The organism is Sulfitobacter sp. SBS6 (genome assembly GCF_048285585.1).
GTDB classification, from domain to species: Bacteria; Pseudomonadota; Alphaproteobacteria; order Rhodobacterales; family Rhodobacteraceae; genus Sulfitobacter; species Sulfitobacter pontiacus.
Genome location: NZ_JBLWBA010000002.1, coordinates 99,571 through 115,165 on the forward strand (window position 1 = coordinate 99,571; position 15,595 = coordinate 115,165).

At 60.8% G+C, this 15,595-nt stretch carries 15 protein-coding genes; 8 read left to right on the forward strand and 7 right to left on the reverse strand.

The window, feature by feature from the left end:
* Positions 1-58 precede the first annotated feature (58 nt).
* Complete coding sequence (locus ACNQ62_RS00590; RefSeq protein ID WP_180829759.1) at positions 59-787, forward strand: acyl-homoserine-lactone synthase; 729 nt, start codon at positions 59-61, stop codon at positions 785-787.
* Here the strand turns inward: ACNQ62_RS00590 and ACNQ62_RS00595 are convergent.
* Positions 754-1,371 carry a TetR/AcrR family transcriptional regulator gene (locus tag ACNQ62_RS00595; protein ID WP_064215700.1) on the reverse strand — a complete coding sequence of 206 codons (618 nt, stop codon included), beginning with the start codon at positions 1,369-1,371 and terminating at the stop codon, positions 754-756. The genes ACNQ62_RS00590 and ACNQ62_RS00595 overlap by 34 nt on opposite strands.
* Before the next feature lie 113 nt (positions 1,372-1,484).
* On the opposite strand from ACNQ62_RS00595, the gene ACNQ62_RS00600 reads away from it, so the two are divergent.
* Entirely contained in the window at positions 1,485-2,561 is a 1,077-nt protein-coding gene (locus ACNQ62_RS00600) for an efflux RND transporter periplasmic adaptor subunit (RefSeq protein ID WP_168593273.1), read from the forward strand.
* Between the two features lie 3 nt (positions 2,562-2,564).
* A complete protein-coding gene (locus ACNQ62_RS00605) occupies positions 2,565-5,624 on the forward strand; it encodes an efflux RND transporter permease subunit (RefSeq protein ID WP_340248828.1) in 3,060 nt (1,019 codons plus the stop codon).
* 9 nt (positions 5,625-5,633) lie between these two features.
* Here the strand turns inward: ACNQ62_RS00605 and ACNQ62_RS00610 are convergent, their stop codons facing one another.
* On the reverse strand, positions 5,634-6,290 hold the full coding sequence (locus ACNQ62_RS00610) for a TetR/AcrR family transcriptional regulator (RefSeq protein WP_418093937.1): 657 nt from the start codon (positions 6,288-6,290) through the stop codon (positions 5,634-5,636).
* Between the two features lie 334 nt (positions 6,291-6,624).
* On the opposite strand from ACNQ62_RS00610, the gene ACNQ62_RS00615 reads away from it, so the two are divergent.
* The 3 genes from ACNQ62_RS00615 to ACNQ62_RS00625 all read left to right on the forward strand — a co-directional run bounded on the left by ACNQ62_RS00615 (position 6,625) and on the right by ACNQ62_RS00625 (position 9,714).
* On the forward strand, positions 6,625-7,776 hold the full coding sequence (locus tag ACNQ62_RS00615; RefSeq protein ID WP_005848706.1) for a C4-dicarboxylate TRAP transporter substrate-binding protein: 1,152 nt from the start codon (positions 6,625-6,627) through the stop codon (positions 7,774-7,776).
* An 82-nt stretch (positions 7,777-7,858) separates the two neighbouring features.
* Complete coding sequence (locus tag ACNQ62_RS00620; RefSeq protein ID WP_009824216.1) at positions 7,859-8,407, forward strand: TRAP transporter small permease; 549 nt, start codon at positions 7,859-7,861, stop codon at positions 8,405-8,407.
* The gene (locus ACNQ62_RS00625; protein WP_005848709.1) at positions 8,404-9,714 is read left to right on the forward strand and encodes a TRAP transporter large permease; all 1,311 of its coding nucleotides are present in this window, start codon (positions 8,404-8,406) and stop codon (positions 9,712-9,714) included. The genes ACNQ62_RS00620 and ACNQ62_RS00625 overlap by 4 nt, the downstream gene beginning before the upstream one ends.
* A gap of 40 nt (positions 9,715-9,754) precedes the next feature.
* On the opposite strand, the gene ACNQ62_RS00630 is transcribed toward ACNQ62_RS00625, so the two are convergent.
* Genes ACNQ62_RS00630 through nthA form a run of 3 tightly spaced genes read right to left on the reverse strand, consistent with a single transcriptional unit; the run spans position 9,755 to position 11,363 of the window.
* Positions 9,755-10,081 carry a nitrile hydratase accessory protein gene (locus tag ACNQ62_RS00630; RefSeq protein ID WP_114865443.1) on the reverse strand — a complete coding sequence of 109 codons (327 nt, stop codon included), beginning with the start codon at positions 10,079-10,081 and terminating at the stop codon, positions 9,755-9,757.
* On the reverse strand, positions 10,078-10,740 hold the full coding sequence (gene nthB, locus ACNQ62_RS00635) for a nitrile hydratase subunit beta (protein WP_418093938.1): 663 nt from the start codon (positions 10,738-10,740) through the stop codon (positions 10,078-10,080). Before nthB ends, ACNQ62_RS00630 begins: the two co-directional genes overlap by 4 nt.
* Positions 10,737-11,363 (reverse strand): nitrile hydratase subunit alpha, encoded by a 627-nt coding sequence (nthA, locus tag ACNQ62_RS00640; protein ID WP_132998046.1) that lies wholly within the window; start codon positions 11,361-11,363, stop codon positions 10,737-10,739. Before nthA ends, nthB begins: the two co-directional genes overlap by 4 nt.
* A 197-nt stretch (positions 11,364-11,560) precedes the next feature.
* Here nthA and ACNQ62_RS00645 point away from each other — a divergent pair, with 197 nt between their 5' ends.
* A complete protein-coding gene (locus ACNQ62_RS00645) occupies positions 11,561-12,829 on the forward strand; it encodes a histidine kinase dimerization/phospho-acceptor domain-containing protein (RefSeq protein ID WP_340245275.1) in 1,269 nt (422 codons plus the stop codon).
* Between the two features lie 9 nt (positions 12,830-12,838).
* Here ACNQ62_RS00645 and ACNQ62_RS00650 read toward each other — a convergent pair whose 3' ends face one another.
* Together ACNQ62_RS00650 and ACNQ62_RS00655 are read right to left on the reverse strand one after the other, a co-directional pair.
* Positions 12,839-13,714 (reverse strand): LysR substrate-binding domain-containing protein, encoded by an 876-nt coding sequence (locus tag ACNQ62_RS00650; RefSeq protein ID WP_418093939.1) that lies wholly within the window; start codon positions 13,712-13,714, stop codon positions 12,839-12,841.
* Positions 13,714-14,742, reverse strand: a complete 1,029-nt coding sequence (locus tag ACNQ62_RS00655) for a YeiH family protein (protein ID WP_418093940.1) — start codon at positions 14,740-14,742, stop codon at positions 13,714-13,716. Before ACNQ62_RS00655 ends, ACNQ62_RS00650 begins: the two co-directional genes overlap by 1 nt.
* 213 nt (positions 14,743-14,955) lie before the next feature.
* Here ACNQ62_RS00655 and ACNQ62_RS00660 point away from each other — a divergent pair, with 213 nt between their 5' ends.
* On the forward strand, positions 14,956-15,591 hold the full coding sequence (locus ACNQ62_RS00660; RefSeq protein ID WP_005848717.1) for a TetR/AcrR family transcriptional regulator: 636 nt from the start codon (positions 14,956-14,958) through the stop codon (positions 15,589-15,591).
* The last annotated feature ends 4 nt before the right edge of the window (positions 15,592-15,595 follow it).

Here is a 15,595-nt window from a genome sequence, read left to right on the forward strand (position 1 = left end):
GGCTGTATGCATTTTGTTAACTTTTTCGTTACTTGAGCGGAGCTTTAGGCAGAGAACAATGGGTATCCAGAACGCAAAATCGCACCAGCGTGCAGAGACGATCCAGTTGGAGCCTTCGGTTCAGGCCGCTCTTCAGACACGACCCGTTGAAAGTGATGTCCCTTCATACGCGACACGACTGGAAGAGACAGTGGTGCATATCGGCAACCAGTATCGGTATGGCCAACTCTATTCAGATTTTCTGAAAGCACGCAAATCAGTTTTTATCGACCAAAAGGAATGGGATCTGCCCCATACCGAAGGGATGGAGTTTGACCAGTACGACACCCCCCAAAGCCGGTCTGTCGTGATCCACGAATACGGCCGGGTGCTGGCGGGCGTGCGGTTGCTGCCCACCACGGCGCAATGCGGCTGTTATACCTATATGCTGAAAGACGCGCAGCGCGGGATGTTGCCGGATATCCCTGAATATGTACTTTACGAAGACGCGCCAGTGATGCCCCATGTGTGGGAAGCCACGCGGCTGTTTTTGTCAAGAAACGAGCCCGCGCACCGGCGGCTGGCGATCCAGACCAAGCTGATCCGGGGCATGGCGCGTGCCGCGACCGAACAAGGGGCGACCCATGTGATCGGGATCGTACCCGCCGTGTTCCAACGCTGGATGAACCGTCTGGGGATGAGCGCGCTGCCCTTGGGCCCCAAGCTGAACATCAGCGGCGACAATACGCAGGCCGCGATCATGCATGTGGCGAATTACGCCGACCCGACCCCGTCTGACGCGCGGTAAGCGACCAGAATGGTATCGACCGCACGGGCGACATGCTGGTCGATATCCTTGTAGGGGCGCGTCGTGAGCCCCAGTTGCGCACGGACCATGCCAAAGCCCTTGAGCAATGAAATAAGGTCTTCGGCGACATCACGCGGGTCGAAATCGTCGCGCAGGTCGCCGCTTTCCTGTCCTTGCACCAGCAGACCGCAAACGGCGGCGCACACCGCCTCGAAGGCGGCGGTATAGAAGGTGCGCCCGATCTGCGGGTAATCGCGGGCGACCTCGTGGATCAGACAGGTAAATTCGACCGAGTCCTGCTCCCCTAGAAAGCTCAGGAATTTCCGCCCGAACGACATCAGCGCGGTGCGCAAATCGGGATGGTCCGAGATATCTCCCAGCACCTCGGCGCGAAAAACCTCTGCCTCGGCCTCGAGCACATTTTGCAGGATCTCCGACATATTGTCGAAATGGCGATAGATCGTCGCCTTGGACACAGAAGCCTCGCGCGCCAAAAGGTCCGTCGTGACTTTTTCAAAGCCTTTGACGAAGAACAGGGCGCGCGCTGTCGACAGTATTCGCGATTTTGATGCGTTTTCATTCATATTGCAGAACTAGGACGTGTATGGGTGAAATAAAAGTGCTGAACGGTACCAAGGGGGGTTGAACTGTACGTCACTGCGCGTAAGTACCGCCCAGTACTCGAAAGGCCTTTGATATGAAGCAGCTGATTTCCGTTCTTTTATGCGCCACCCTTGCGACGCCTCTTGTTGCACAGGACGCAGATGACCTGACCCCCTCGGGCACGCCCGCGCCGATCAGGTCGGTCAAATTGATAGAGGCGGGCGGCGCCGCGTCGCAGGTGCAGCGGGTCTTTTTCGGCAAGATCGCAGCGCTGGAAACAGTGGACCTGTCGTTCGAGGTCGGCGGCCGCATGGTGATGTTCGACGCCCAAGAAGGGCAGTTCCTGCAAGAAGGCGTGCAGATCGCGGCGCTGGACCCGGTGCCGTTTGAACGCGCGGTACAACGTGCCGAGGTGCAGTTGACCCAAGCCGAACGGGATTTCGAACGTTCGCAAACGCTGGCCAAAAGCAACGCGGTGTCCACGGCACAGGCGCAGGATACGGAAACCGCCCGCGATCTGGCGCGGATCGCGTTGAGCGAGGCCCGCGAGGCGCTGGACCACGCGACGCTGATCGCCCCGTTTCGCGCCTTGGTCGCCTCGCGTCTGACACCGAATTATGCCAATGTCTCTCCGGGTCAGGCCATTGTGCGACTGCATGACATGTCGGAAGTACGCGTCGAGATCGACGTTCCCGAACAGATGTTCCAGATGTATTCAAATGCGGCTGACGTCGAATTTACCGGCACGTCCCCGCTATTTGCCGGTGGTGTGCCGCTTGAATTGCGCGAATTCAACGCCGAAACGCAAAGCATCGGGCAAAGCTACCGCGTGACGCTGGCGCTCCCCTCTGATCGGGTCACGCCCAAACTGATCCCCGGCGCATCGATGAGCGTCACCGCGCGGATCGCGGCTGGTGACGACACTGCAACGACCCTGCCCCCTTCTGCCGTGGTCATGGCGGACGATCAGGCGCGGGTCATGGTCTATACCCCTGACGAGACCGGCGAACAGGGTCAGGTCAGCTGGGTCAACGTCGACGTGTCCTCGAATACCGGCACAGATATCATCGCCACGGGGCTTGAGCCGGGCACCCTGGTTGTCGGCGCTGGCACACAGCTGCTGCGCGAGGGCGACACCGTGCGCCCCTTCAACGGGTTGAGCATCGAGTAAACTATGAAAATCGCACGTTTCTCCATTGAAAATCCGCTTTATACGTGGATTTTCATCCTCTTTGCCCTGTTTGGGGGTGTGTTTGGCTACCTGTCGGTCGGCAAGCTGGAAGACCCGAGCTTTACCTTGAAATCCGCCATCGTCGCCACCGCCTACCCCGGTGCCAGCGCGGCAGAGGTGGCGACCGAAATCTCTGAGGTGCTAGAGGCTGAAATCCAGCAGATGGACGAGGTCAAGACCGTCACCTCGCGCAACACCCACGGTCTGTCGGTCATCGAAGTCGAGATGCAGGATGAATACGACGGGACCGAGCTGCCACAGGTCTGGGATGATCTGCGGGATCGTGTGTCTGACGCGGCAAGCTCACTGCCCTCGGGGGCCTATCCGTCACAGGTGAACGACGACTTCGGCGATGTTTTCGGTATCCTATATGCCGTCTCCGCCCCCGGCTTTTCGGATTCCGAGATCTGGGAGATCGCGACCTTTATCCGGCGTGACCTGCTGACGGTCGACGGTGTTGCTAATGTCGATATCGACGGGCTGCCGGAAGAGGCGATTTTTGTCGAACCAGCGTCGCAAAAGATGTCACAGCTTGGCATCGATCCCAGCGTGATCATCGGCGCGATCAGTGAATCCACAGCGATCAACCCCACCGGCTTTGTCGAAACTGGCGATACCAACCTGCGGATCGACGGTCCTTCGGGCGATGATAGTGTCAATGAAATCAGCGCGTTGACCTTCGGCTTTCAGGGCGAGGTGCTGAACCTGCTGGACGTGGCAACCGTGTCGCGGGGCCGTGTGGACGCCCCCGACCATCTTTTGCGTCAAGACGGGCAAGAGGTCTTCACCCTTGGCGTTTCGGGACTGGAATCGGAAAATATCGTCGAGGTCGGCAAACGCGTCGAAGCGCAGCTTGAGACCTTGCAAACTTTCCTTCCCGTCGGGGTCGAGATCACGCCGATCTACGAACAACACCGCGTCGTGGACGAAGCCAACAACAGCTTCCTTTTGTCTCTTGCCATGTCCGTGGGCGTGGTGATCGGGGTGCTCGCGCTGTTCATGGGGGTCCGCGCCTCGGTTGTTGTGGGCGTATCGCTTTTGCTGACCGTGCTGGCCACGTTCTTCTTCATGTATCTGTTCGGCGTCAAAGTTGAACGGATCAGCCTTGGGGCCTTGATCATCGCGATGGGGATGCTGGTGGATAACGCCATCGTCATCGCCGAGGGTATGCAGCAGGAAATGCGCAAGGGGCGGCCCTCGGTCGCCGCTGCGGATACAGCGGCGCAGAATACGCAGATCCCCCTGCTGGGTGCCACGGTCATCGGGATCATGGCTTTTGCCGGGATCGGCCTGTCGCCTGACGCCACGGGCGAATTCATGTTCTCGCTTTTTGCGGTGATCGGGATTTCGCTTTTGATGTCGTGGATCGTTGCGGTGACTGTGACGCCTTTGCTGGGGCATTATATGCTGAAGATCGGCGGGCTGGCAGATGACGACAGCGGGTATAACGGCCCGATTTTCCGCAGCTATGGCAATCTTGTCCGGCTGGTGCTGCGGTTCCGCTGGCTGGTGTTTGCCGGCCTGATCGGCACCACGGTGGCCTGTGTGATGATCTTTGGTCAGGTCAAACAGCAGTTCTTCCCTGCGTCCAACACGCCGTTGTTCTACTTTGAATATAAGGCGGAGCAAGGTAGCTCTATCCAGTCGACCTCCCGCGATCTTGCGGTGATTGAGGATTGGCTGCTCGCGCGCGACGACGTGGACACTGTGACGACGACCATCGGTGCCGGTCTGACGCGCTATGTTCTGACCTACACGCCCGGAGACAGCGACCCTTCGATCGGGCAGCTGGTGGTGCGCGCCACCTCGGCTGACGCGATCCCCGCCCTACGCGCCGAGCTTGACCAGTTCGCGATCAACGCGCTGCCTTGGGCAGAGGTGCAGACCAAGCGGATCATTTTCGGCCCCGGTGGCGGGTCGGATATCGAGGCGCGTTTTTCAGGGCCTGACCCCGAAGTGCTGCGCGATCTGGCCGATCAGGCAGAGGATATCCTGCGTGACGCAACCCCGCTGCTGCATACCGAACATGTCGATTGGCGCGAGAAAGTGCTTGTGACCCGCCCTGTCTATGCCGAGGACCGTGCGCAGGCCGTGGGCATCGGGCGCAGCGATGTGGCGGATGCGATTGCCCTGTCGACCAATGGGATCACCGCGGGCACCTACCGCGAACGGGACCGGCTGATCGATATCATCGTGCGGGTGCCACGTGCGGAATCCGCGAGCAACGGGCAGCTGCCCGACCAGATCGTCTATTCCGCCGCGCTTGGGGACTACCTGCCGCTGAGCCAGGTGATCGACGGGTTCAAGGTCACCGCCGAAAACGCGGTGATCGAACGGCGCAACCGCGTGCAGACGATCACGGTACAGGCCAACGTCATCGAAGGCGTCACCCCGCCCACCGTCTTCCCGCAGATCCGCCCGCTGATCGAAGAGATCGAGCTGCCGGTCGGCTATACCCTTGAATGGGGCGGAGAGTTCGAGAACGCGGGCGACGCGCAGGCCTCGCTTGGCAAGCAGATGCCGCTGAGCTTCGGGACCATGTTGCTGATCACCATTCTGCTGTTCGGCAAACTGCGCCAGACCGCGGTGATCTGGACCATCGTGCCCATGGCGATCAACGGGGCGGCACTGGGGCTGTTGTTCTCGGGGTTGGCGTTCAGCTTTACCGCGCTGCTGGGGCTGCTGTCGCTATCGGGGATGTTGATCAAGAACGCCATTGTTCTGGTCGAAGAGATCGACGTGCAGAAAGAAAACGGCCTGAACCAGCATGACGCCATTGTCACCGCCAGTGTCAGCCGTTTGCGCCCTGTGGTTCTGGCGGCGGTCACGACGATCCTCGGGATGGTGCCGCTGCTGGCCGATTCGTTCTTTGCCGCGATGGCGGTGACGATTATGGGCGGTTTGGGCTTTGCCTCTGTTCTGACGCTGATCGGCGTGCCGGCGCTATATCACACCTATCTCGCGAAAGAGCGCCGCGCGGATGCGGCGGCCAAACCGGCCTAGGAAAACGGATTATGCCGTGGTGCCATGCACCACGGCATGCGCCAAAGCACGGGCCAGCGCGTCACGCTCCGCCTCGGATTGATCGGGACGGATACGGTACCAGTCAACCAGCCCGTTCAATGCCCCCATCAACGCACGGCTGGCGATTTCGATGTTCGGCACGTCCAACTCCCCCTGCGCCACACCCGCGCGCAGCACCTCGCGGTAGAGATTTTCATAGTCGTTGCGCAGGGTAATCAGCTCGCGCAGCACAGCGCGCTCAGCTTCGGTGGTGGAGCCGCGCAAATAGACCTCTACGCCCAAGCGGATACTGCGCTGATAGGGCAGCGTATCCATCATCACCCGCGCATGGGCATGGGCCATCAATTCGAGCTTGCTGATGTTGGAAGTATCCAATGATATCAGCGGGGTAACTGCGTCAAAACAATATTGCATCGCCTGTCGGTACACCGCGAAATAGATCGCGTTCTTGGACCGGAAATGGTGGTACACCCGCCCTTTGGTCGCGCCCAGAACATCGGCGATATCGTCCATCGTCGCCTTGTCGAGACCCTTGAGCATAAAGCACTGCGCCGCCGCTTCGATGATCTCGCGGCGGCTGTCGTGCTTGGGCGCGGCCCCCTCGGTGGCGTCCGTCAGCGTGTCGTCATCGATGTGTTCGTCCATTCGGTTCAGCCTTTGACAGCGGGTGCGCAGTAAAGAACGGGGGGTTTTGCCCGTGTGGCGTGAATACTGAGCCGAAAAAAACGGTTGTGACAAGCCGTTGCGTCACCGGACCCCCCGTAATTATCCGTTAGCGCACTTACATCACCGACAGCTATTGACACCTGCGCGCCCTGTTACGAGAGTAACATACTACTCGGAATGTTGGGCCGGGAAATCACAGGCTCAACACATCAGACCGTGGGAATGGACGCTGTACCGAGTACCGAAAATCAAGGGAGCAACCACGCGTTTTGCACGGTTGCGTGACCCGAAATATATGTTTGGGAGGACATACATGACTTATAAATCATCCGTCGCAGTCACCGCATTGGTCGCTGCTGTTGCCATCGCCGGTCAGGCCAGCGCGAAAGAGCGTCTGAACTTTGCCTATGGCTATCCGAATAACTCTGCCATCGGTCTGGCCGTTGACGCCTACGCCGAAGCCGTGGCCGAACGCTCTGATGGTGAAGTCGACGTAACCGGTTTCGCGATGTCGCTGCTGAGCCTGCCTGAAACCTCGCCCGGTGTGCGCGACGGTCTGGCGGATGTCGGCTTTGTGCTGCCGCCCTACTATCCTGCGGAATATTCCACCAACCTCTTCCTGCACGAGATGAACCTGCTGGTGAACCTTGTTGAAAAACCCACAGGTAAAGAGCCGCTGGCCTTCACCGGCGCGATGGTCGAATACACCTTCACCAAGTGCCCCGAGTGTCTGGAAGAATATAGCGCACAAAATCAGGTCTATACCGGCGGCGGCGTGACCCCGCTGTACAACCTGCTGTGCAAGGACGTCAAAGTCACCTCCGTCGAAGATCTGAACGGTCTGCGTCTGCGTGCCGGTGGTGCCGGTTTCGTGCGTTTCGCCGAAGCTTTCGGCGCCCAAGGCGTACGTCTGCCCGTTTCCGAAGCCTATGAAGCGCTGGATCAAGGCATCATCGATTGCGCCATGCTGTCCGCGCCCGAACTGACAAACTATAACCTGCACGAGGTCGTCACCGACATCACGCTGGCCGTACCGGGCGGTGTCTTTGCGGGCGTTTCCTCGGCGAACGTGAATGCGGACCGCTGGAAGGGCATGGACGACGCATCGCGCGAAGCCCTGCTGTGGGGTGGCAGCCAGATGACGGCGCATACCACATGGAACTTCTACACTGACGATGCCGCGGCGATCGAACATGCGCGCGGGGCCGGGATCAACATCCACGAGCCCGACGCAGAGCTGCTGGCAGCGGTCAAGGAATTCAGCCGTCAGGACCTCAAGACCGTTTCGGCCCTATTCAAAGACACTTATGACGTTGCGCGGGCCGATGAAATCGCCGCCGATTTCGAGCCCCTGTTGGCAAAGTGGAACGATCTGGTGGTCGACGTGGACAGCGCTGACGCGTTGAACCAAGTGATCTGGGATCAGGTGATTTCCAAAGTGGACCCAGCGACTTACGCGCAGTAAGCCGCCCATCCGCTGATCACAACGGGGTGCCGCGCCGATGTGCGTGGCCCCCCGACGGCCCCTTTTGCAAACGGATACTCCGATGAAACTTATCGCGTCAGTGATCTCTGCGGTGATCACGTTGACCGCTTCGCTGGCTGGTATCATTGTTCTGATGCTGGTTGCCCATGTCACCATCGACGTGGTCATGCGCTTTGCGTTCGATACGCCGCTGAACTCTACTATTCTTTACGTCTCGGCCTTTTATATGGTCGCGATCGCCTTTCTGCCTCTCGCCGCGGTGGAGCAAAACGACAGCCACATCGCGGTTGAACTGCTGGTCGAAAGGTTTCCCACCAAAGTACAAAGCTTTCTCGCGGGGCTGGCCTTGCTGCTGACCTGCATCGTGACCGCCACCGTCGCGATCCGCACCGGAGACGAGGCTTTGGCGAAATTTATCGGCGGCTCCTATTCGATCGAGGCAGGCGGGAAGGTGACCACATGGCCCACCTATCTGGCGCTGCCCTTAGGCTTTGGCCTGATGTCGATCGTCGCCGCGTGGAAATTCATCTGTCACCTTACCGGCCGCCCCCACGGGTTGAACGCCTTGCAGGTTGAAGACCCCTATCTAGCCGGCGGAGATGCACAATGACCGAGTTACAAATCGCAGGCATCTTTATCGCGATCCTGCTGGCGATGATCCTGATGCGTATCCCGATTGGCATCTCGCTGATCGCCGTGTCCTTTGGCGGGCTTTGGTCCATGTTCAACTGGAACATCGCCTGGGGGAGCCTCGGGATCGTGCCCTATAGCTTTGCCAATTCATGGGTGCTGAGCTCTATCCCCGCCTTCCTGTTCATGGGGTTCATCTGTTATCATACAAGGCTGACGCAGGGGCTGTTCAATGCCGCGCAAATCTGGCTGTCGAGCCTGCCGGGCGGCCTGGCGATTGCGTCTGTCTTTGGCTGCGCGGGTTTTGCCGCTGTGACCGGATCGTCGGTCGCCTGCTCTGCGGCGATGGGTAAAATCGCGGTGCCTGAAATGGTGCGTCACCGGTACAGCCCCGAACTGGCGACGGGCACCGTTGCCGCGGCGGGGACCATTGGTGCCCTGATCCCGCCATCGATCCTGATGATCCTCTACGGCATCATCTCGCGGCAGTCGGTCAGCGCGCTCTTCCTGGGTGGTCTGGTGGTCGGGGTGATCACGCTGGTCGCCTATATCGTGCTGATCCTCGTGCGGGTGAAGATGAACCCTGATCTTGCCCCTCCGGTCCAGATCAGCGCGACGCGCGCGGAAAAGATCAAGGCATTGGGTCAGACATGGCCGGTGCTGCTGATCGTGATCGGTGTGTTTGCGGGTCTGTTTGGCGGGGCGTTCACCCCGACCGAAGCGGGTGCCATCGGGGCCATGCTGTCGACCATTGTCGCCCTGCTGTACCGCACGCTGACGTTCAAGGCATTGCGCATGGCGATCACCGAAACACTGACCACCACCGCCGCTTTGCTGATCATCGCCGTGGGGGCCAGCCTGCTGACACGCTTTCTGGCGCTGTCGGGGATCGGGGACGCGCTGTCCGATGCGATCCTGGGCTTTGGTGCCGCGCCGCTGTTGATCATGATCGGCATCGTTTGCGTCTATCTCGCGCTTGGCATGATGCTGGAGCCCGTCGGTGCGATGCTGCTGACCCTACCCATCGTTCTGCCCATCGTCGAAGAGACGGGCTATAGCCTGCTGTGGTTCGGCGTGGTGCTGGTCAAGCTGCTCGAGATCGGGATGATCACGCCGCCCATGGGGATGAACGTCTTTGTGATCAAAGGCGTGGTCGGCAATACCGCGTCGCTGTCCACGATCTTCAAGGGTGTGTTCTGGTTCGTCATCGTTGATCTGCTGATCGTGGCGGCGTTGATCGCCGTGCCCGATATTGTGATGTTCCTGCCCGATTGGGTCGGCCGCTAAGACATCGCCTCCGGCGCGGAGATTTCCGCGCCGGAGCCCATCACAGAGTGATAGCCTGCCCGTGAGGCGTCCGTGCCGCGGCTTCGTGCCATGCGTCTTTGCACGCCGCCAGCTCGCCCGCCGTTGTCAGCTGCTTCTGCGCCACGATCTTTTCCAGCGCGGTCAGCCAGTGCTGGTAGTAGTCACGCTCTGTCCCTGAATGCACCTCTGCGGTCAGCGCTTGTGCCCATTCGGCCCATGTGAAGGCCCCCGATTGATGCAGGGACACCGCCATCGCAAAGGCCTGCGCCTGCCACGGCGCGTCAAACACCGGTTCATCATCCGACAGCGTAATATCGGGCAAAAGCGAAAGATCGGGCAGGGTCATGATACGGCCCTCAGATAGGGTTCCCACAGATCAAGGGTCACGCTGTCATCCGCGCGCCCCTGATCGCCCCAAAGCGTGCGCGCCGAAAAGGCCACCTGATACAGCCATTGCGGATCCTCGCCCTGCCCTTGCGCATTGCTATCGGGAAAGACGTGAAACCCATGCACCTTGGTGATCGTCCCGATCTTGTCGCGGGCATAGCGTGCCATGCGGGTGTGGGTGGTGGGATGGTTGTTGATCGTTCTGATCTGATCCCCGACGGCAAAGGCCGGGGTCCCTGTCGCGGGCCGATCCGCCGGACCACCGGCCGCCAACATGGCGTCGACATCTTCGGCAGCAAGCTTGCGTTTGATCGGCGCGGCGGGTGTCAGCGGCACCGATTGCGCGATCTCTGCCTCGGTGAGCATCCCCTTTTCCACCATCAACCGCTTGGCCGCTTTCAGCCAGATCGCGTAATAGGGCGTGCGGGTATAATCGCCCGGATGCATATCTTCGCGCGCGGATCGCGCAGCATCGATATTCCACTGCCCGCAGGCCCCAAGCGCCACCACGATCCCAAGTGCGCGGGCCTCCCAGGGGGCGTGAAACAGCGGTTCGTCCTCTTCTTGCACCACGGGGCCAAAGCCCATCATCCCGCCAAGGTCCGCGCCGCCGTTCATGATGCCACCTGCGGCGCGCGCGCCAGCCCTGTCCCGATCATCGCATTGCGGGTCACCAGATCGGCCAACTGTTCCATCGCATAGCCTTCGGTTCCCGCAGGGCGCTGCGGGATCACAAGATAGCGGATCTCGGCGGTTGAATCATGCACCTCGACCCGCGTTGCCGGGTCAAGGGTCACGCCGAACTCCGCCAGTACCCCACGCGGATCAATCACCGCCCGCGACCGGAAGGGAGGCGATTTATACCACGTCGGCGGCAGTCCCAGCACCGACCACGGGTAGCAAGAGCACAGCGTGCAGACGACCAGATGGTGCACCTCGTCCGAGTTGAACACCGCTTCGATATGCTCGCCCTGACGGGAATGATACCCAAGCGAATGGATCGCCGCAGAGGAATCGCGTCGCAGCCATGCCTCGAATTCCGGCTCTACCCATGATTTCGCCACCACATGCGCGCCGTTGCGCGGGCCGATCTTGGTCTCGTAGGTCTGGATGATACGGTCCACCGCCGCGCTGTCGATATAGCCCTTGGCGCTCAACAGGCTTTCCAGCGCCCTCACCCGCGCCTCGGTTTCTGTCAGATGTGAATGATCGCCGTCGTGATCATGCCCGTGGGATGTCATCGTTCCGCCCCCTTCGCCCTGCGTGTTGATGCAACGATAGGAGGGAACGTCGCGATTGAAAACCACCATATGTGTGGGCGGCCTGCCGCGACTTCCGTGACGTCAACATACCTTACTTATCCCCCCGTCCTGACACGAAGCGACCGCAGGAATGCCCAATTTGTTAACCAAGTTGACCCAAAGCCAAGGAGCCCCGCATGAGAACCTATCCGATCCCCTTTAACGAAGAAGCCCGCCTGCGCGCCGTTTTTGACATTCCGGGACTGACCGCACAAAACGAAGCGCTGTTTGACACGATATGCGAGGCGGCGCGCACCCTGCTCGACTGCCCGATTGCGCATATCAGCGTGGTCGAAGAGGACAGCCAGTGGTATAAATCCGTTGTAGGCATGCATCTGGACCCGATGCCCAAGGACACCGGTTTTTGTGCGCACACCATTATGTCCGACGCGCCGATGATCGTGCCCGACCTCAGCAAGGACGCCCGCTTTGAACGGCACCCGATGGTCGCCAAGGGCGGGCCGGAGGCGCGCTATTACGCGGGTGTGCCGCTCATCCTGTCCTCCGGTCACCGCTTTGGAAGCCTGTGTGCGCTGGACCTGAAGCCCCATGAATACCCTTCGGAAAAGCAGATTGCCCTGCTCACCGATCTGGGTCGTATCGTCGTTGCCGCACTAGAGCGGAGCCAACCCGAAGCCCCCGAAGTGCAGCAGGATAAAACCGCGCAATCAACCTTCCTGACCTTGGTCGGGCACGAGTTGCGCACGCCGCTGACCGTGCTTTTCGGCAGTCTCAAGCTGTTAGAGGCGACAGCAAGCACCGGTACTAACCCCACGCTGATCCATTCGGCCCGTCGGTCGGTGGATCACCTGACGAAACTGATTGAAACGATCCTGTCCTATAGTAACGCCAGCACCGGCGAGCTGCGGTTGAACGAACAAAACTGCGACCTTGCCGCGATCCTGAGCGCGGTTGCAGGGTTGCAGTTCCCCACCACGGATGTGGCGGCCAAAACGGTCACGCTTCGTGATACTGTGATGCTGGATACGCTGCATGTGGACGCCGAACAGATCGAGCTTGCCGTCACAGCCTTGGTATTGAATGCGGTGATGCACGGCGGGACCGACATCACGCTAGAGACGTTTCAGGACATGGACGGGAATATCGAGATTTCGGTGCGGGACAACGGCAGCTTCGACGAACATGTCGAACTGGCCGAACTTTACAAACCCTTTGTCGTGGGCGGGTCGCTGGACCACCGTGCGACCAAGGGCGGCCTGGGTCTGGGGCTGCCCCTGACCCGCAAGCTGGTCGAGATGCACGGCGGCGATTTTGAGGTCCACGCAGAAGCGGATCACAGCCGCGCCGTCATCCGCCTGCCCGCGTGGCGGTGCAAGACCGCGATGATTCAGGCTGCCAAAATGGCACCTGCCACTGTCCCTGATGCGCGACAGAAGCTTATCTAGCAGCGGAGCCTAAAAGCTTGTCTCGGCGTGGTGGATGAACCGGGCCTCAAGCGCGCTTGGCTGGCGTTCGGCATGGGTCAGGATGTGAAACCGCCGTTGCGGGGTGTCGATGGGCACGTCGACCATCCGCCCCGCCTCGATCGACCGGCGGACCACCAGATCGGACAGCAGCGCGGCACCGATGCCCGCTTCGACCGCGCTGCACACCGCCTCGTTTGACGGAAGCTCTAGCGTGCTTTCCAGTTCCTCCAGCCCCAAACCCTGCCGCCCGAGCCACTGCAGAAAACTGTCGCGCGTGCCTGAGCCTGCTTCACGCAGGATCCAAGGAGTGTGCCGCAAGCGTTCGGGCGAAAGATCGCCCCCCTCGGCACCGCTTGGAAACACCAGCCGCAGCGTATCCCCCGCCACCGCCTTAGCGCGGAGTGTGGTGAGCTGGCAGTCCCCCTCGATAATGCCGATGTCAGCTTGCAATGCTTCGACCGCGCGAGCGGCGTCGTCGCTGTTACCGATCCGCACCGTCAGCGCGATCTCGGGGTGCGCCTCGCGGAACCGCGCGATCACCGCGGGCAACCAGTAGTTCGCGACCGTCTGGCTTGCCGCAAGCCGCAGCCTGCCGCGTTTCACCCCCGCCAGATCATCCAGCCGCTGGCTGGCGATGGCGGCGCGGGCCAGAACGGCGCGGGCTTCGCCCAGAAAATCGCGCCCCGCATCGGTCAGCACAATCCGCCGCCCGATACGATCAAAAAGGCGCAGGTTATGACGCTCTTCCAGCGCGGCGATGGCAGCGCTGGTCGCACTTTGGGTCTGGTTCAATGCTTCGGCGGCGCGAGTCATATGTTCACGCTCTGCCACGGCAACGAAAATGCGCAACTGGTCCAGTGTCATCAGGCGGCCCCCGTCAGGATGATCAGCGCAAGGCTGACCCCCATGATAAAGACCCAAGCCGCCGCCCCCAGCAAGGCCGGACGCCCCCCCGCCGCGGCAAGTTTGCGCAGATCAGTCTCAAGCCCCATCGCCGCAAGCGCCATCGCCAGCAGGAATTGCGTCACAGCGGTCGCGGGGTCCAGCACCGCCTGCGGTACCCATCCGGTCGAGGCCACGCCGACCATCGCGATGAACCCGAAAACAAACCACGGGATCGGGGCCTTGCCGCCACCGCTTTGCCCCTGATGCCGGCGCGCGGCAAAGGCCCCCAGACACAGGATCATCGGGGCAAGCATCATCACCCGCGTGAGCTTGGCAATCGTGCCGAACTGGCCGGCCTCCTCTCCGCGCTGGAAGGCGGCGGCGACGACCTGGGCGACCTCGTGGATCGACGCACCGGTCCAAAGGCCAAAGCCACGCGGGCCAAGGGTCAACCAGTTTTCGGCCAAGGGCAGCAGGATCATGGAGAGCGAGCCAAAAATCGTCACGCAGGCCACCGCATAGGCGACGTCCTCGTCGCGGCCACGGGTGACGGTATTGGTTGCGATCACGGCAGAGGCCCCGCAGATCGACGTGCCCGCCGCGATCAACTGCGTCAGCTTGGCATCCACCCCCAGCACGCGGCCCAGCCATGTGGTGAACCCGAAGGTCAGCACCAGCGACAGCGCGATCACCGCGACCCCCACCCAGCCGACAGCCGCAACCTGCCCCAGTGTCAGCTGCAACCCCATCAGGATAATCCCCGCCCGCAATATCTGTCGCATGCTGATCGCAAGCCCTGCCTTCGCCACCTCGGGTGTGCCAAGGGTGTTGCGCAGCGCCATCCCCAGAAGGATCGCGAGGATCAACGGGCTCAGCATCCCCACCCCCGGCAGATACCGCAGTGCAAAGGCCAGCGCGGCGATCATGGCGGCAAGCGCCAGACCCGGCCAGATCGATGGCGTGGTTTTATCAGCGTGAACGAGGTCAGAGAGGGTCGTATCAGTCATAGCGTGCCTAAGTATCGTCGTGTCCCGTGCACTATCGGCCATTCCGATACATCAATCCAACGGATTATAATTATCCAAATGATCGTAAAATATGATTGATTGATCAGACCGTGGCAGTCGCTTGATGCAGCGTCTCTCTTTACGCTTGGGGTTCTGCGCCCCTATCGTTAAGGGACTGCCGAAACCGGCATCGCTGCGCAGAAAGGGAAACCCATGGTCCCGATCATCTTTGGCCCCCTGCGGACCCGTGAAACGCCGCGCCAGTCGCGTGCGGTGACCCGCGTGCATGTCATCCTGAACGCCACGGCGGCGCTGCTGGCCGAGAACCGGTTGCAAGACCTCACCACCACCGCCATCGCGACCCGTGCCGAGGTGCCTGTCAGCTCTATCTATCGGTATTTTCCCACGCTTGATGACGTGCTGCTTGAGCTCTATTCGCAGACCGCCAATGAATTACGCGCCAAGCTTTTTGCCAGCCTTGATGATGTGCACGCCCATACGACATGGCGGGACCGGTTGCGTGCCGTGCTGGATGTGCAGCGCAGCTATCTGGCGCGACATCCCTACTACCGCCCCCTCCTGCTGCATTTCGCGACGAAACGCGGGCCGCTTGCGATCGAGGATGACGACCACGATGATCTGGTCCGCTTTCTATGCAACAGATGGGAAAGCGGTGCCGACGGGTTTCAGGGCGGCGATCCCGTGGTGGTGGCCAAAACCACGATCCAGATCTCCCTTGCGATGGAAGATCTGGTCGCGGCGCAGGCGGATCGGCGCAGCTCTCGCCCCTATTCGCAAGAGCTGACCAAAGTGCTTGAGCATTATCTGGCGCAATACCTGTCGGATTAGCGCC